Genomic DNA, 16,319 nt, shown 5'->3' on the forward strand with positions numbered 1-16,319 from the left:
GACCGTGGAACTGCCCCGCGCCCCGCGCATCAACCCGAGTATCCTCGCTGCCGATTTCGTGAACATGCAGGCGGACCTCGCCCGGATCGCGACCGCCGACTTCGCGCACGTGGATGTCATGGACAACCATTTCGTCCCCAACCTGACGTTCGGCCCGCAGATGGTGGAACGCATCCAGGCGACCAGTCCGATTCCGCTCGATGTGCATCTGATGATCACCGACCCGGAGCGCTGGGCTCCCGGATACGCCGAGATCGGCGCGGCGAGCGTGACCTTCCATCTCGAAGCGTCGAGCGATCCCGTGGCCCTCGCACGCCGGTTGCGTGACATCGGCTCGCGGGCGGGGGTGGCGGTCAAGCCGGCGACTCCCGTGGAATCGCTGTACGACGTGCTCGACGAGTTCGATCAGATCCTCGTGATGACGGTCGAGCCCGGCTTCGGGGGACAGGGCTTCATGCCCGAGACGATGCCGAAGCTCCGTGCCCTCGCCGACGAGGCGCGTCGGCGAGGATCCCGCGTCTGGCTCCAGGTCGACGGCGGTATCTCCGACCGTACGATCGAGATCGCCGCCGATGCGGGCGCCGACACGTTCGTCGCCGGCTCGGCCGTATACGGCGCCGATGACATCGAGGCGGCCGTCACCCGGCTGAGAGACCTCGCCAGAGCCGCTAGCCTGGAACCGTGAAGACTTTCGACGAGCTGTTCGCCGAGCTCAGCGTCAAGGCCGAGACCCGTCCTGAGGGATCGGGGACGGTCGCCGAGCTCGACGGCGGCGTGCACACGATCGGCAAGAAGATCGTGGAAGAGGCCGCCGAGGTGTGGATGGCGTCGGAGTACGAGTCCGACGAAGCCGCCGCCGAGGAGATCTCCCAGCTGCTGTACCACGTCCAGGTGATGATGCTCGCGAAGGGCCTCAGCCTGCAGGACGTCTACCGACATCTGTGATGCGCTCCGTTCCGATCTCCTCGAACTGAAAGCCATCCATGCTGCGCATCGCTGTTCCCAACAAGGGCTCGCTCTCCGAGACCGCCGCCGACATGCTCGCCGAGGCGGGCTACGCCGGTCGCCGCGACCCCAAGACCCTGCACGTCATCGACGCCGAGAACGACGTCGAGTTCTTCTTCCTCCGCCCCAAGGACATCGCCACCTATGTCGGCTCCGGCGCGATCGATGTGGGCATCACCGGACGTGATCTGCTGCTCGACGCCCGTATGCCGGGTGCGCGGGAGATCGAGGCGCTCGGTTTCGCCGGCTCGACGTTCCGCTTCGCCGCTCCGACCGGACGCTACACCGACGTGAGCGAGCTCGACGGTCTGCGCATCGCCACGTCGTATCCCGGCCTGGTGGACGCGTTCCTCGACGAACGCGACATCGCCGTCGATCTGGTGCCGCTCGACGGAGCCGTGGAGTCCGCGGTCCGCCTCGGCGTCGCCGACGCGGTCGCCGATGTCGTCGAGACCGGGACGACCCTGCGTCAGGCCGGGCTCGAGGTCTTCGGTCCGGTCATCCTGGAATCCGAGGCGGTACTCATCGCGGGACCGGTGGATGCCGAGGGAGCGGACACGCTTCTTCGTCGCCTCCGCGGCGTGATGGTCGCACGTCGCTTCGTGATGATCGACTACGACCTGCCGGTCGCCCTCCTCGATGACGCCGTGAAGATCGCCGGCGGCGTCGAATCGCCGACCGTCTCGCCGCTGCGCGACCCCGAGTGGGTCGCGGTGCGGGTCATGGTGGCGCGCTCCCGCGTGAACCCCGTGATGGATGCGCTGTACGCGCTGGGTGCGCGGGCCATCCTGGTCACCGCGATCCACAACGCGAGGCTCTGATGACGCTCGCCAGTCGGGTGATCCCGTGCCTCGACGTGGCTGATGGCCGCGTCGTCAAGGGAGTCAACTTCGAGAACCTGCGCGACATGGGCGACCCGGTCGAGCTCGCCCGGCATTACGCCGCCCAGGGCGCGGACGAGATCACCTTCCTCGACGTCACCGCCACGGTCGACGCCCGTGCGACGACCTACGATGTCGTGCAGCGCACCGCCGAGCAGGTGTTCGTCCCGCTGACCGTGGGCGGGGGCGTGCGCAGCGTCGACGATGTCGCACGTCTCCTCGCGGTGGGCGCGGACAAGGTGGGGGTCAACTCCGCTGCGATCGCGCGCCCTGAGCTCATCGGCGAGATCGCTGACCGGTTCGGTGCCCAGGTGCTCGTGCTGTCGCTGGACGTGAAGCGTGCTCCGACAACGCGCTCGGGCTTCGTCGTGACGACACACGGCGGCCGGACCCAGACCACCCTCGATGCGCTCGACTGGGCGCGGGAGGCTGCGGAACGTGGCGCGGGTGAGCTGCTGGTGAACTCGATCGACGCCGACGGCACGCGTGACGGCTTCGACCTGGAGCTCGTCCGCCTGATGCGCGAGGCGGCCTCCGTGCCGGTCATCGCTTCGGGCGGGGCGGGGCGGGCTTCCGACTTCGCTCCCGCGATCAAAGCGGGCGCGGATGCCGTCCTGGCGGCGAGCGTGTTCCACACCGGCGCGCTCACGGTCGGAGATGTCAAGGACGCGCTTCGCGCGGAAGGAGTGCTCGTACGATGAGCGATGCAGACGGGCAGGCGGCTTCGGTGGAGGAGCGCATCGCACAGGTCGTCTTCAACGCCGACGGCCTGGCCCCCGTGATCGTGCAGCAGTGGGACACGCGCGAGGTGCTCATGCTCGCCTGGGCCGATGCGGAGGCGCTTCGACGCACCCTGACATCAGGGCGGGCGACGTACTGGTCGCGCTCCCGCCAGGAGTACTGGCGCAAGGGGGACACGTCAGGGAACATCCAGGTCGTGCACGAGGCGCGTCTGGACTGCGACGGGGACGCGATCCTTCTCCTCGTCGCGCAGACGGGACCGGCCTGTCACACCGGCACACGCACGTGCTTCGACACGAACGATCTCGAGGCGATCGTCGGGACGGACCAGTCGTGAGCTTCGCGCAGCGCGGTCGCGCCCTCTCCGTCTCCGGATTCCTTCTCGCCGGTGCGATCGGCATCATCTCGTCGACCCAGACCTGGCTGACGGTCGAGCGCGCGGATGCGGGCGAGGCGATCCTGGTCCCCGGTGCCTCCGCCATGGTGCTGCTCGCTCCGCTCAGTCTCGCGGTTCTGGCCCTCGGCGCGGCGCTCTCGATCTCCGGCAAGGTCGTGCGCCTGATCTTCGGTGTCCTCGCGGCGGCGACGGCGCTGTTCCTCGGCTGGTCGACTCTCCAGCTGCTGATCACCGAACCCTTCGACGCGGTCGCGGCGACGGTGACCGAGGTCACCGGTCTCGCCGGGGGACTCGCCGTCCACGAGGTCGTGGCGAGCATCGTGCCGTCCGCCTGGCCGTACATCGCCCTCGTGGGCTGGGCGATCCTGCTCGTCGCGTCCCTGGTCGTCCTGATCACGTGGCGGGGATGGAAGGCCGGAGGGCGGCGCTACCGGACCGAACACGTCGAGGTCGCGCATGACGGTCCCGTCGACGCCGTGGATTCCTGGGACGAGCTGTCCCGGGGCACCGATCCGACGCGCTGACCCCGATAGACTGATTCCGAACCGCACGTCGTCCCCCCGGAGGAGAACATGACCAACCCGATCGCCGACCCCGGCCACGGACACTCGCCTGCCGCCTGGACCGCCGTCGTGATCATGCTGGTCGGCGTCGCCGCCGGCACCGTCGCCTTCTGCTTCGAGCAGCCCGCCCTCGTCGTGGCCTCGGTCGCGCTCATCCCGATCGGTGCGATCGTCGGCTGGGCGCTCGCGAAGGCCGGTTACGGCGTGAAGGGTCCGAAGTACGCTCCGAAGGCGCACTAATGGTGCTCGCCGACCTGACGGCCGGCGCTGTCGCAGACGCTGAGCGTCGCTCCCTGTCGCGCCCGCTGGCCACTGTCGAGCGAGACGCTCTCGCACGCCCCGCGGCCAAGGACGCCCTGTCGTTCCTCGCACCGTCGGATCGGGTGAAGATCATCGCGGAGGTCAAACGCGCGAGCCCCTCGCGAGGAGCTCTCGCCGACATCCCCGATCCCGCGCTGCAGGCTTCCCTGTACGAGGCGGGCGGCGCCTCCGCGATCAGCGTCCTCACGGAGGAGCGTCGTTTCGGCGGAAGCCTCGCCGACCTCGAGGCCGTCACGGCCCGGGTCTCGCTGCCGGTGCTGCGCAAGGACTTCATCGCCACCCGCTACCAGGTGCTCGAAGCACGTGCGGCGGGTGCCGACCTCGTTCTGCTGATCGTCGCGGGCCTCGAGCCCGCGGTGCTCCGTGATCTCTTCGGCTTCATCGGCGAGCTGGGCATGACCCCTCTCGTGGAGACGCATTCCGCGGATGAGCTCGAGGCCGCGATCGATCTCGGCGCGCCGCTGATCGGCGTGAACGCGCGAGACCTCAAGACCCTCGAACTCGACCGCGACCTCTTCGGGCGCCTGGTCGATCGAATCCCCGACACGGCGGTGAAGATCGCGGAGTCCGCGGTGCTGACGCCCGCCGATGTCGTGCACTACCGCTCCGCCGGCGCCGATGTCGTCTTGATCGGCGAGGCGCTCGTGACCGGCGACCCGGTCGCCACCCTCAAGAGTTTCCTGGAGGCATGATGAGCCTGCGCGACCAGCACGGCCCCTTCTTCGGCGAGTTCGGCGGGCGCTACATGCCTGAGTCGCTCATCGCCGCGATCGATGAGCTGACGGTGGCCTATGAGGCGGCGATCGTCGATCCGGAGTTCCGAGCCGAGCTCGCGCACCTGCTCAGCTCGTACGCCGGCCGCCCTTCCGCCATCACCGAGGTACCGCGGTTCGCCGAGCACGCCGGGGGTGCGCGCATCTTCCTCAAGCGCGAAGACCTCAACCACACCGGCTCGCACAAGATCAACAACGTGCTCGGTCAGGCGCTGCTGACCAAGCGTCTGGGCAAGACCCGCGTGATCGCCGAGACCGGTGCCGGTCAGCACGGCGTCGCGACGGCGACCGCAGCGGCGCTGTTCGGTCTGGAGTGCACCATCTACATGGGCGAGGTCGATACCGAGCGTCAGGCGCTCAACGTCGCCCGCATGCGCCTTCTGGGCGCGGAGGTCGTTCCGGTCACCTCGGGTTCGCGAACGCTCAAGGACGCGATCAACGACGCCTACCGCGACTGGGTGGCGTCGGTCGAGACCACCAACTACATCTTCGGTACCGCGGCGGGACCGCACCCGTTCCCCGCGATGGTCCGTGATTTCCAGAAGATCATCGGCGAAGAGGCGCGTGCCCAGCTGCTCGACGAGGTCGGTCGTCTGCCGGACGCCGTCATGGCGTGCGTCGGCGGCGGATCCAACGCGATCGGCATGTTCGACGCGTTCCTCGATGACGAGGGCGTCAAGCTCTACGGCGTCGAGGCGGCGGGCGACGGCGTCGACACCGAGAAGCACGCGGCGTCGATCGAGCGGGGCCGCCCCGGTGTGCTGCACGGTGCGAAGACCTACGTCCTCCAGGACGCCGACGGCCAGACCGTCGAGTCGCACTCGATCTCCGCCGGACTCGACTACCCGGGCGTCGGTCCGGAGCACTCGTGGCTCGCCGACATCGGTCGTGCCGAGTACATCCCGGCCACCGACGACGAGGCGATGCAGGCGCTGCGTCTGCTCAGCCGGACAGAGGGGATCATCCCCGCCATCGAGTCGGCGCACGCTCTCGCCGGTGCCCTGCGCATCGGCCGCGAGCTCGGCCCCGACGGACTGATCGCCGTGTGTCTGTCCGGCCGCGGCGACAAGGACATGGACACCGCGGCGCGCTACTTCCAGCTCTACGACGAGGCCGCTCTGGCCCACGATGTCGCCGCGGAGAGCGAAGAGGAAGAACTGGCCGCGAAGGGGGAGCCGCAGCTATGAGCCGCGTCGAACAGGCGATCCAGCGCGCACAGGACGCCGGGCGCAGTGCCTTCGTCGGCTATCTGCCCGTGGGCTTCCCCGACCTCGAGACGAGCATCCAGGCGGCCATCGCCCTCGCCGAGAACGGTGTCGACATCATCGAGCTGGGCCCGCCGTATAGCGACCCGGTGATGGACGGCGCGATCATCCAGGAGGCGACCACCAAGGCCCTGGCGGCAGGTTTCCGGATGGCCGACCTCTTCACGGCGATCCGCGCGATCACGGCGGCGACCGATGTGCCCGTCCTCGTGATGACGTACTGGAACCCGGTCATGCAGTACGGCATCGACCGCTACGCGGACGACCTGCTCGCTGCGGGCGGCGCCGGATTGATCACGCCCGACATCACACCCGACGCGGCAGGGGAGTGGATCGCCGCGAGCGAGCGGACGGGCCTGGACCGGGTATTCCTCGCCGCTCCGACCTCTTCCGACGAGCGTCTCGACCTTGTGGTGAAGTCGTCCACCGGGTTCGTCTACACGGTCTCGACCATGGGCATCACCGGGGAGCGCGCTGAGCTCGATCGCGCCGCCCGCACCCTGGTCGGGCGTCTTCGCGCGCACGGCGCTCACCGTGCATGCGTCGGCATCGGAATCTCCACCGCCGAGCAGATCGCCGGAGTGTCGGAGTATGCCGACGGCGCGATCGTCGGCACCGCGCTCGTCCGCGCCCTGCGTGACGGCGGCGTGCCCGCCCTTGCGGAAGTCACCCGAAACCTGGCCTCCGGCACCTCGTCGGCACGCCCCGATCACGAGAACTAGAATCGCACTCATGTCACTCGCGCTCCACAGCACCTTCACGAACGTGCTCGCCAGCATCCCGAGCCCCACGGTCTCGTACTTCGACCTCGGGCCCATTCGGATCCACTTCTACGCGCTGTGCATCATCGCCGGCATCATCGTGGCGACCTTCCTGACGAATCACCGTCTCACCAAGCGCGGAGCGGAGCCGTGGGTCGTCATCGACATCTCGATCCTGGCCGTGCCCCTGGCGATCATCGGTGCGCGCATCTTCCACGTCCTGACCCACCCGAACGACTACTTCGGGGAGGGGATCAACACCTGGAACCCCTTCCAGCCCGGCTCGGTGTGGGCGATCTGGGAGGGCGGAATCGCGATCTTCGGCGCCCTCATCGGCGGTGCGATCGGTGCGTACCTCGGGTGCCGTTGGACCGGTATCCGCTTCTGGACGTTCGCCGACGCCCTGGCCCCGGGCCTGCTGTTGGCGCAGGCCATGGGCCGCTTCGGCAACTGGTTCAACAACGAGCTCTTCGGTCTTCCCACGGACCTGCCCTGGGGGCTGGAGATCCCGTCCACGAACTCGGCCTTCCCCCCGGGGCTGCCCGAGGGCACGCTGTTCCACCCGACCTTCCTCTACGAGGTTCTCTGGAACGGACTGGGAGTCATCGTCCTGCTCTGGCTCGGCCGCAAGCTCTTCTTCCAGTGGGGCCGTCTGTTCGCCATCTACCTGATCTGGTACAGCGCAGGCCGCATCGTCTGGGAGTCGATCCGCATCGATCCGAGCGAGATCATCCTCGGCCTGCGCAGCAACGTCCTTGCCGCGATCATCGGCGTCCTCGTCGGTCTCGCGATCCTCATCGTCCAGACACGTCGACACCCCGGACTCGAGCCTTCGCCGTACCAGCCGGGCCGCGAACGGACGGACGTGGACGCTGATGTACAATCGCAGAACAATCCCTCTGACTTCGTGGACGTGAGCGAGCCTCCGACCGAAGAAGTCACCGCAGGAGCCACCGCCACAAGCACTGCTCCCACGAGCGAGGACGGCTCTCGATAACGCCGCCTCGTGGCGGGAGAACCATTGCACTGAACGAGCGGGCCGACGTCGTCCCCGGGTTTCACTCGAAGATCTGAGGACGGTAACTGGTGTACTTCCAGCCCCCTTACGGCGCCTCCGGCGCATACCCCCCGAAGCAGGGCATGTACAACCCGGCGTTCGAGAAGGACGCCTGCGGCCTCGCCATGGTCGCGACCCTGCGCGGCGAAGCCGGGCACGACATCATCGCGTTGGCCCTCGAGGCCCTGCGCAACCTCGAGCACCGCGGAGCCATCGGCTCGGATGCGGGCACCGGGGACGGCGCCGGCATCCTGACGCAGATGCCCGATGCGTTCCTCCGCGCCGTCGTCGGCTTCGAACTGCCACCCGTGGGGGAGTACGCGGCCGGACTGGCGTTCCTGCCCCGCGATTCGAGCGAGCGCCGCCAGCAGAAGGCCGGGATCGAGAAGATCGCCCGCTCCGAGGGCCTCCGGGTCCTCGGCTGGCGCGACGTCCCCACCGCCAACGAGAACCTCGGCAAGCTCGCCGATGAGGCCCGTCCTGCCTTCGAGCAGCTCTTCGTGAGCGCCGGCGGGGCGACCCACACCGATGCGCCGCTCACGGGCATCGCCCTCGACCGCGTCGCCTACCGTCTGCGCAAGCGCGCCGGTCACGAACTCGGCGCCTACTTCGTCTCGCTCTCGGCGCGCACGCTCGGCTACAAGGGCATGGTCACGACGCTGCAGCTCGAGCCGTTCTACCCCGACCTGCAGGATGAGCGCTTCGCGTCAGAACTCGCCGTGGTGCACTCCCGGTACTCCACGAACACGTTCCCCTCGTGGCCGCTCGCGCAGCCGCTGCGCATGCTCGCCCACAACGGTGAGATCAACACGGTCGGAGGCAACCGCAACTGGATGCGCGCCCGCCAGTCTCAGCTCGAATCCGAACTGCTGGGCGACATCACCCCGCTCCTGCCCATCTGCACCGACGGTGCCAGCGACTCGGCCTCGTTCGACGAGGTGCTCGAGCTGCTGACCCTCACCGGCCGCAGCCTGCCGCACGCCATCATGATGATGGTTCCTGAGGCCTACGAGAAGCAGGCCGACATCACGCCGGAACTGCGCTCGTTCTACGAGTACCACTCCAACCAGATGGAACCGTGGGACGGCCCTGCCGCTCTGATCTTCACCGACGGCACGCTCGTCGGTGCCACGCTCGACCGCAACGGCCTGCGTCCTGGACGCTGGACCGAGACGACCGACGGGCTCGTGGTCATCGGTTCCGAGACCGGCGTGCTGCACTTCGAGCCGGAGCGCATCAAGCGCCGTGGTCGCCTGCAGCCCGGGAAGATGTTCCTCGTCGACACCGCGCAGCGCCGCATCGTCGAGGACAGCGAGATCAAGCACGACCTCGCCACGATGCATCCGTGGCAGGAGTGGCTGGACGCCGGTGCCGTGCGTCTTGCCGAGTTGCCGGAGCGCGAGCACATCGTGCACCCGCCGGCATCGATCACTCGCCGTCAGCGCACCTTCGGCTACACCGAGGAAGAGGTCCGCATCCTCCTCACCCCCATGGGGCAGACCGGCGTCGAGCCGCTCGGCGCCATGGGATCGGACACGCCGATCGCTGTGCTGAGCAAGCGTCCCCGGCTGTTGTTCGACTACTTCACGCAGCAGTTCGCGCAGGTGACCAACCCGCCTCTCGACTCGATCCGCGAAGAGGTCGTGACGAGCCTCAAGCTGGGCCTCGGCCCGGAGAGCAACCTGCTGTCGTGGGGGCCGGAGCACACCCGCACGGTCTCGCTCGACTTCCCGGTGATCGACAACGACGAGCTCGCGAAGATCCGCCACATCGACAAGGCCATGCCCGGCCGGTCGAGCGCGACCATCCGGGGTCTGTACCACTTCGATGCCGGGCCCCAGACGCTGCAGGACCGGCTCTCCGAGATGTGCGCAGAGGTGGACGAGGCGATCGAGAACGGCGCCGAGTTCATCATCCTGTCGGACCGCGACTCCAACAAGGACCTCACCCCGATCCCGTCTCTCCTCATGGTGTCGGCGATCCATCACCATCTCATCCGGCGCGAGAACCGCATGAAGGTCGGTCTCATCGTCGAAGCGGGTGACGTCCGCGAGGTGCACCACGTCGCGACGCTGATCGGCTACGGCGCCTCCGCCGTCAACCCGTACCTCGCTATGGAGACGGTCGAGCACCTCGTGCGCACCGGCTACATCAACGGCATCACGCCCGAGAAGGCGGTCAAGAACCTGATCTACGCGCTCGGCAAGGGCGTGCTCAAGATCATGTCGAAGATGGGCATCTCCACGGTGTCGTCGTACGCGGGCGCTCAGGTGTTCGAGGCGGTCGGCCTCAGCCAGGAGTTCATCGACGCGTACTTCACGCGCACCGAGTCCAAGCTCGGCGGTATCGGCATCGAGGAGATCTTCGCCGAGAACCAGGCGCGCCACGACTACGCGTATCCCGAGGATGCGGCCGCACGTGCGCACGAGCGTCTGTGGACCGGCGGCGAGTACCAGTGGCGTCGGGACGGTTCTCCGCACCTGTTCAATCCGGAGACGGTGTTCAAGCTGCAGCACTCGACGCGCACACGGCGGTACGACATCTTCCGCGAGTACACGAAGCTCGTCGACGAGCAGGCCGCAGAGCTGAAGACCCTGCGCGGACTCTTCACCCTGCGCACCGGCACACGCAAGCCCGTGCCGCTCGACGAGGTCGAACCGGTCTCCGCGATCGTCAAGCGGTTCTCCACGGGGGCGATGAGCTACGGCTCGATCTCCCGGGAAGCGCACGAGACCCTCGCGATCGCGATGAACAGCATCGGGGCCAAGTCGAACACGGGCGAGGGCGGCGAGGACCCCGATCGGCTGGTCGACCCCGAGCGCCGCAGCTCGATCAAGCAGGTCGCCTCCGGACGCTTCGGCGTCACGAGCCTCTACCTCACCGAGGCGGACGACATCCAGATCAAGCTCGCGCAGGGTGCCAAGCCCGGCGAGGGAGGTCAGCTGCCCCCGACCAAGGTGTACCCCTGGGTGGCACGTACACGTCACGCGACCGCCGGGGTGGGCCTGATCTCGCCGCCGCCGCATCACGACATCTACTCGATCGAAGACCTCAAGCAGTTGATCTTCGACCTGAAGAGAGCGAATCCCGAGGCACGCATCCACACCAAGCTGGTGAGCCAGTCGGGCATCGGTGCGGTGTCGGCGGGTGTCGCGAAGGCACTGAGCGACGTCATCCTGGTCTCCGGTCACGACGGGGGAACGGGTGCCAGCCCGCTGAACTCGCTCAAGCACGCCGGTACGCCGTGGGAGCTCGGTCTCGCCGAGACGCAGCAGACGCTCATGCTCAACGGCATGCGCGACCGTGTGGTCGTGCAGGTCGACGGGCAGCTCAAGACCGGTCGCGATGTGATCATCGGAGCCCTGCTGGGAGCCGAGGAGTTCGGCTTCGCCACGGCTCCGCTCGTGGTCAGCGGCTGCATCATGATGCGCGTATGCCACCTCGACACCTGCCCGGTGGGCGTCGCGACCCAGAACCCGGTGCTGCGCGAGCGGTTCACGGGCAAGCCCGAGTTCGTCGTGAACTTCATGGAGTTCATCGCGGAGGAGGTGCGCGAGCTCCTCGCCGAACTCGGATACCGCTCGATCGACGAGATCGTCGGCCGTGCCGACCTCATCGAGGTGAACGCCGCTGTCGAGCACTGGAAGGCCGAGGGGCTCGACCTCACTCCGGTGCTCGAAGGACCGGTGTTCCCTGCGGGTGAGCCGCGTCGCAGCGGGCGCACACAGGATCACGAGCTCGAGAAGCACTTCGACGTGCAGCTCATCGACATCGCGAAGGGGGCGCTCCTCAACGGCGAACCCGTCGTGGTGGAGCTGCCCATCGCCAACACCGAGCGCGCCGTGGGCACGATGCTGGGTCACCAGGTGACCTCGCGGCACGGGGCGGCGGGTCTGCCGCAGGGCACGATCGACGTTACGCTGCACGGCACCGCCGGACAGTCGCTCGGCGCGTTCCTGCCGCCGGGGATCGTGCTCCGCCTCGAGGGCGATGCGAACGACTACGTCGGCAAGGGGCTCTCCGGCGGCGACATCACGATCCGCCCGCCGCGCGGCTCCGCGATCGCTCCGCACGAGAACGTGATCGCCGGCAACGTGATCGGCTACGGCGCGACCTCGGGGACGATGTTCATCTCGGGCGTCGTCGGCGAGCGCTTCCTCGTGCGCAACTCCGGTGCGACCGCTGTCGTCGAGGGCGTGGGTGACCACGCTCTGGAGTACATGACGGGTGGTCTGGCCGTGATCCTCGGGTCGACCGGGCGCAACTTCGGCGCCGGCATGTCCGGGGGAGTGGCGTATGTGCACGCGCTCGACACGAGCAAGGTGAACGCGCAATCCCTCGGGAGTGGAGAGCTGCTGCTCGAACCGCTCGATCGAGCGGACCTCGAGGTACTGCGCAGCCTGCTGGTCGCGCATGTCGAGCGCACGGCGTCGCCGTTGGCCTCGTCCTTCCTCGAGAGCTTCGAGGCGACCGCTGCAGAGTTCGTGAAGGTGCTGCCTCGTGACTTCGCCGCCGTGCGGAGCATGCGCGAGGAGGCGCTGGCCGAGGGGATCGACCCCGACGGCGACATCGTGTGGAACCGCATCCTGGAGGTGACCGGTGGCTGATCCCAAAGGCTTTCTGAAGGTGACCGAGCGGGAACTCCCCGCACGACGTCCGGTGCCGGTGCGCATCATGGACTGGAAAGAGGTCTACGAGCCCGGTGACAAGCAGGTGCTCCGTCGTCAGGCCGGCCGTTGCATGGACTGCGGTGTGCCGTTCTGCCACCAGGGGTGCCCGCTCGGCAACCTGATCCCGGAGTGGAACGACCTGACGTGGCGCGGTGAGGGTCGCGCGGCGATCGAGCGTCTGCACGCCACGAACAACTTCCCTGAGTTCACGGGACGGCTGTGCCCTGCGCCGTGCGAGAGCTCGTGCGTGCTCGGCATCAACCAGCCGGCCGTGACCATCAAGCAGATCGAGGTCTCGATCATCGACGAGGCGTTCGCGAAGGGCTGGGTCGAACCCGAGCCGCCGGAGCGCCTGACGGGCAAGACCGTCGCTGTCGTCGGATCGGGACCGGCGGGTCTCGCCGCCGCGCAGCAGCTCACCCGCGCCGGGCACACCGTCGCGGTCTTCGAGCGTGACGACCGCATCGGAGGTCTGCTCCGCTACGGCATCCCCGACTTCAAGATGGAGAAGACCCAGCTCGAGTCGCGACTTCGTCAGATGCAGGAGGAGGGCACCCGCTTCCGTGCCGGTGTCGAGATCGGCAAGGACATCTCCTGGCCCGATCTGCGCGCGCGGTACGACGCGGTCGTCATCGCCACCGGCTCGACCGTGCCGCGTGACCTCGCCATCCCCGGCCGTGACCTCGACGGGGTGCATTTCGCCATGGAGTACCTCGTGGAGTCGAACCACGCGGTCGCGGGAGACAAGGTCGCCGATCAGATCAGCGCCGAGGGCAAGCACGTCATCGTGATCGGCGGCGGTGACACCGGAGCGGACTGCATCGGCACCGCTCACCGTCAGGGCGCACTCAGCGTCACCAACCTCGCGATCGGCAAGCAGCCGGGTGACACGCGTCCCGACCACCAGCCGTGGCCGATGATGCCGACCGTGTTCGAGGTCTCGTCTGCGCATGAGGAGGGCGGCGAGCGGGTCTTCCTCGCATCCACCGTCGAGTTCCTCGGCAACGAGGTCGGCGAGGTCCGAGCGCTGCGTGTGGCGGAGACGGAGTACGTCGACGGTCGTCGCGTGCCCAAGAGCGGCACGGAGCGCGAGATCCCGGCCGACCTCATCCTGATCGCGATGGGATTCACCGGTCCCGAGCAGGGCGGATACACCGAGGACACGCTTCCGCAGGTGACCGACCGGGGTGCGTTCCGTCGCGACTCCTCGTACGAGTCGACGGTTCCCGGCGTGTTCGTGGCCGGCGACGCCGGACGCGGTCAGTCGCTCATCGTCTGGGCCATCGCCGAAGGGCGTGCGGCGGCGGCGAACGTCGACCGGTTCCTGATGGGCACCACCGTGCTGCCCGAGCCGGTGCGCCCGAGTGATGTCGCGATCGGTCTCCAGCCCGCGTAGGCTGAGGCCGGCACCGTCGCCTGATTTACCTTCCCCCACTTCTACCCTGGAGAAATCTTTGAGACGCGCGAAAATCGTCGCCACCCTGGGCCCCGCCACCTCCACCTATGAGACGGTGCGCGCACTGATCGATGCGGGGGTGGATGTCGCTCGACTGAACCTCAGCCACGGCGACTACTCCGTGCACGAGAACAACTACGCCAACGTGCGTCGTGCCGCAGAAGACGCCGGCCGTGCCGTCGCCATCCTCGTCGACCTGCAGGGCCCGAAGATCCGTCTCGGCAAGTTCGAGAACGGCCCTTACGAACTCGCCAAGGGCGACATCTTCAAGATCACCACCGAAGACATCATCGGCAACAAGGACATCAGCGGGACGACCTTCAAGGGTCTGCCGCATGACGTCAAGCCGGGAGACTTCCTCCTGATCGACGACGGCAAGGTCCGGGTCGAGGTCGTCGAGACAGACGGCGTCACCGTCACGACCAAGGTCATCGTCGCCGGTGCCGTGTCCAACAACAAGGGCATCAACCTGCCCGGCGTCGCCGTCAACGTCCCCGCGCTGAGCGAGAAGGACGAAGACGACCTTCGCTGGGGTCTGCGCATCGGTGCCGACCTGATCGCCCTGTCGTTCGTGCGCAACGCCGCCGACGTCGAGCGTGTGCACGAGATCATGGCGGAAGAGGGCGTCCGCGTCCCTGTCATCGCCAAGGTCGAGAAGCCGCAGGCCGTCGACGCGCTCGAAGAGATCGTCGACGCGTTCGACGCGATCATGGTCGCTCGTGGCGACCTCGGTGTGGAACTTCCGCTCGAGGCCGTGCCGATCGTGCAGAAGCGCGCCGTCGAGATCGCGCGTCGCATGGCCAAGCCGGTCATCGTCGCGACGCAGATGCTCGAGTCGATGATCAGCAGCCCGGTGCCGACCCGCGCCGAGACCTCGGATGTCGCGAACGCCGTGCTCGACGGCGCGGACGCGGTCATGCTGTCGGGTGAGACCAGCGTCGGCGACTACCCGGTGGTCGTCGTCGAGACCATGGCGCGGATCATCGCGTCCACGGAAGAGCACGGCTTGGAGCGCATCGCGCCCCTCACGACCAAGCCCCGCACCCAGGGTGGTGCCATCACGCTTGCTGCTCTCGAGGTCGCCGAGTTCGTCGACGCGAAGTTCCTCTGCGTGTTCACCCAGTCGGGCGACTCCGCGCGTCGTCTGTCGCGCCTGCGCTCGCGCATCCCGATGATCGCGTTCACGCCCGAGCCGGGCATCCGTCGCCGAATGGCGCTGACCTGGGGCATCCGTTCGACCTTGGTCGACATGGTGCAGCACACCGACCTGATGTATCACCAGGTCGACGAGTATCTGCTCGGCAACGGTCTCGCCGAGGAAGGGGACAAGGTCGTCGTGATCTCCGGCTCCCCTCCCGGAATCGTCGGATCGACGAACGACCTTCGTGTGCACAAGGTCGGCGATGCGATCCGCGGTGCAGCTCCGATCTATAAGGCCGGCGTCTGACGCACAGCATCCAGAGGGGGCGGGACTTCGGTCCCGCCCCCTCTGTCATGCGCATCGGGTAGTTTTCACTCATGGAGCCGTGGTGTCGTCGGAGGAGCGCGTCATCGGCGTGCTGAAGAACGCGGGGTGGTGGATCGCCGACTACGTGTACGCCGGGTACTGGCAGGTGCGCGCGATGTTCGACCGCACCGATCCGGCATCCTTCGCATCCGGGAGTGCGGCGCACATCGTCGTCCTCCCGGGCGTCTATGAGACGTGGCGGTTCCTGCAGCCGCTCGTCGCCGCCATGCACGACCGCGGGCATCCGGTTCATATCGTCGATACGCTTCACCGGAATCAGCGACCGGTGGCGGACATGGCGCGGGCTGTGGAGGCGTTCCTGACGGAGAACGGGCTCGACGATGTGATCCTCGTCGCCCACAGCAAAGGGGGTCTCGCGGGAAAGGTCGTGATGACGGGTCCCGCGGGCGAGCGAGTGCGTTCGATGCTCGCGATCGCGACCCCGTTCGGGGGTTCGCGCTATGCCCGGCTCATGCTGTCGCGGACTCTGCGGGAGTTCTCACCGGAAGACCCGTCGATCGTGAGCCTCGCGCAGCAGCTCACGGTGAACGAGCGGATCGTGTCGGTCTATGCGGCGTTCGACCCCCATATCCCGGAGGGGAGCGAACTCGCCGGAGCCAAGAACGTCCGCCTCGACACGGGCGGGCACTTCCGGATCCTCGCCCACCCGCGCGTTCTGGCAGAGCTCGCGATTCTGGCGGACTAGCGCTCAGCCCCAGCCCTCGGCAGCCGCGCGGTTTCCGCCGAGCGTCGGGAGCCACCGGAGCAGGTCCGGCAGCGCGACGTCATCGGCGAGGCCGTGGGTGACGCCCGGGTAGCGGTGGAACGTCACCTCGGCGTTCTGCGTGCACAGCAGCTTCACGTAGCCCTCGGTCGCGCTCGGGAGCACCAGCTCGTCTGCTCTTCCCGGCCCGACGAAGAC

Annotated in this window: 16 protein-coding genes; 15 read left to right on the forward strand and 1 reads right to left on the reverse strand. The window is 67.9% G+C overall.

Annotated features, from left to right (window positions below):
* Window positions 1–4 precede the first annotated feature (4 nt).
* The 15 genes from rpe (at window position 5) to MicroSTF_RS02435 (ending at window position 16,103) form a co-directional block, all read left to right on the forward strand.
* Entirely contained in the window at window positions 5–685 is a 681-nt protein-coding gene (rpe, locus tag MicroSTF_RS02365) for a ribulose-phosphate 3-epimerase (protein ID WP_021200603.1), read from the forward strand.
* Window positions 682–945, forward strand: coding sequence for a phosphoribosyl-ATP diphosphatase (locus MicroSTF_RS02370; RefSeq protein WP_017202142.1), 264 nt, complete (start codon window positions 682–684; stop codon window positions 943–945). Before rpe ends, MicroSTF_RS02370 begins: the two co-directional genes overlap by 4 nt.
* Before the next feature lie 38 nt (window positions 946–983).
* The gene (gene hisG / locus MicroSTF_RS02375; RefSeq protein ID WP_021200602.1) at window positions 984–1,826 is read left to right on the forward strand and encodes an ATP phosphoribosyltransferase; all 843 of its coding nucleotides are present in this window, start codon (window positions 984–986) and stop codon (window positions 1,824–1,826) included.
* Entirely contained in the window at window positions 1,826–2,587 is a 762-nt protein-coding gene (gene hisF / locus MicroSTF_RS02380) for an imidazole glycerol phosphate synthase subunit HisF (RefSeq protein WP_021200601.1), read from the forward strand. Before hisG ends, hisF begins: the two co-directional genes overlap by 1 nt.
* The gene (gene hisI, locus MicroSTF_RS02385; protein WP_029259246.1) at window positions 2,584–2,964 is read left to right on the forward strand and encodes a phosphoribosyl-AMP cyclohydrolase; all 381 of its coding nucleotides are present in this window, start codon (window positions 2,584–2,586) and stop codon (window positions 2,962–2,964) included. Before hisF ends, hisI begins: the two co-directional genes overlap by 4 nt.
* Window positions 2,961–3,548: a Trp biosynthesis-associated membrane protein gene (locus MicroSTF_RS02390; RefSeq protein WP_322953333.1), complete on the forward strand. Its 588-nt coding sequence runs from the start codon at window positions 2,961–2,963 to the stop codon at window positions 3,546–3,548. Before hisI ends, MicroSTF_RS02390 begins: the two co-directional genes overlap by 4 nt.
* Before the next feature lie 48 nt (window positions 3,549–3,596).
* Window positions 3,597–3,827: an HGxxPAAW family protein gene (locus MicroSTF_RS02395; protein ID WP_021200598.1), complete on the forward strand. Its 231-nt coding sequence runs from the start codon at window positions 3,597–3,599 to the stop codon at window positions 3,825–3,827.
* 2 nt (window positions 3,828–3,829) lie between these two features.
* A complete protein-coding gene (trpC, locus tag MicroSTF_RS02400) occupies window positions 3,830–4,600 on the forward strand; it encodes an indole-3-glycerol phosphate synthase TrpC (protein WP_029259244.1) in 771 nt (256 codons plus the stop codon).
* Window positions 4,600–5,868 carry a tryptophan synthase subunit beta gene (trpB, locus tag MicroSTF_RS02405; protein WP_021200596.1) on the forward strand — a complete coding sequence of 423 codons (1,269 nt, stop codon included), beginning with the start codon at window positions 4,600–4,602 and terminating at the stop codon, window positions 5,866–5,868. Before trpC ends, trpB begins: the two co-directional genes overlap by 1 nt.
* Window positions 5,865–6,668, forward strand: a complete 804-nt coding sequence (gene trpA / locus MicroSTF_RS02410) for a tryptophan synthase subunit alpha (RefSeq protein WP_029259243.1) — start codon at window positions 5,865–5,867, stop codon at window positions 6,666–6,668. The genes trpB and trpA overlap by 4 nt, the downstream gene beginning before the upstream one ends.
* Window positions 6,669–6,678: 10 nt before the next feature.
* Window positions 6,679–7,704 (forward strand): prolipoprotein diacylglyceryl transferase, encoded by a 1,026-nt coding sequence (gene lgt, locus MicroSTF_RS02415; RefSeq protein ID WP_021200594.1) that lies wholly within the window; start codon window positions 6,679–6,681, stop codon window positions 7,702–7,704.
* Between the two features lie 143 nt (window positions 7,705–7,847).
* The gene (gene gltB, locus MicroSTF_RS02420; protein WP_322956314.1) at window positions 7,848–12,371 is read left to right on the forward strand and encodes a glutamate synthase large subunit; all 4,524 of its coding nucleotides are present in this window, start codon (window positions 7,848–7,850) and stop codon (window positions 12,369–12,371) included.
* Window positions 12,364–13,830 carry a glutamate synthase subunit beta gene (locus tag MicroSTF_RS02425; RefSeq protein WP_021200592.1) on the forward strand — a complete coding sequence of 489 codons (1,467 nt, stop codon included), beginning with the start codon at window positions 12,364–12,366 and terminating at the stop codon, window positions 13,828–13,830. Before gltB ends, MicroSTF_RS02425 begins: the two co-directional genes overlap by 8 nt.
* Window positions 13,831–13,888: 58 nt before the next feature.
* Window positions 13,889–15,337: a pyruvate kinase gene (gene pyk / locus MicroSTF_RS02430; RefSeq protein WP_021200591.1), complete on the forward strand. Its 1,449-nt coding sequence runs from the start codon at window positions 13,889–13,891 to the stop codon at window positions 15,335–15,337.
* Between the two features lie 79 nt (window positions 15,338–15,416).
* Complete coding sequence (locus tag MicroSTF_RS02435; RefSeq protein WP_322953338.1) at window positions 15,417–16,103, forward strand: alpha/beta hydrolase; 687 nt, start codon at window positions 15,417–15,419, stop codon at window positions 16,101–16,103.
* A 3-nt stretch (window positions 16,104–16,106) separates the two neighbouring features.
* Here the strand turns inward: MicroSTF_RS02435 and MicroSTF_RS02440 are convergent, their stop codons facing one another.
* The gene (locus MicroSTF_RS02440; protein ID WP_322953340.1) at window positions 16,107–16,286 is read right to left on the reverse strand and encodes a hypothetical protein; all 180 of its coding nucleotides are present in this window, start codon (window positions 16,284–16,286) and stop codon (window positions 16,107–16,109) included.
* Window positions 16,287–16,319: the final 33 nt, after the last annotated feature.

This window comes from Microbacterium sp. STF-2 (assembly GCF_034650155.1).
GTDB classification, from domain to species: Bacteria; Actinomycetota; Actinomycetes; order Actinomycetales; family Microbacteriaceae; genus Microbacterium; species Microbacterium maritypicum_A.

Coding starts and splice junctions, on each gene's coding strand:
- hisF (WP_021200601.1), top strand. CDS start 1,826: ATGACGCTCGCCAGTCGGGTGATCCCGTGCCTCGACGTGGCTGATGGC.
- hisI (WP_029259246.1), top strand. CDS start 2,584: ATGAGCGATGCAGACGGGCAGGCGGCTTCGGTGGAGGAGCGCATCGCA.
- lgt (WP_021200594.1), top strand. CDS start 6,679: ATGTCACTCGCGCTCCACAGCACCTTCACGAACGTGCTCGCCAGCATC.
- hisG (WP_021200602.1), top strand. CDS start 984: ATGCTGCGCATCGCTGTTCCCAACAAGGGCTCGCTCTCCGAGACCGCC.
- trpB (WP_021200596.1), top strand. CDS start 4,600: ATGAGCCTGCGCGACCAGCACGGCCCCTTCTTCGGCGAGTTCGGCGGG.
- gltB (WP_322956314.1), top strand. CDS start 7,848: ATGTACAACCCGGCGTTCGAGAAGGACGCCTGCGGCCTCGCCATGGTC.
- MicroSTF_RS02395 (WP_021200598.1), top strand. CDS start 3,597: ATGACCAACCCGATCGCCGACCCCGGCCACGGACACTCGCCTGCCGCC.
- trpA (WP_029259243.1), top strand. CDS start 5,865: ATGAGCCGCGTCGAACAGGCGATCCAGCGCGCACAGGACGCCGGGCGC.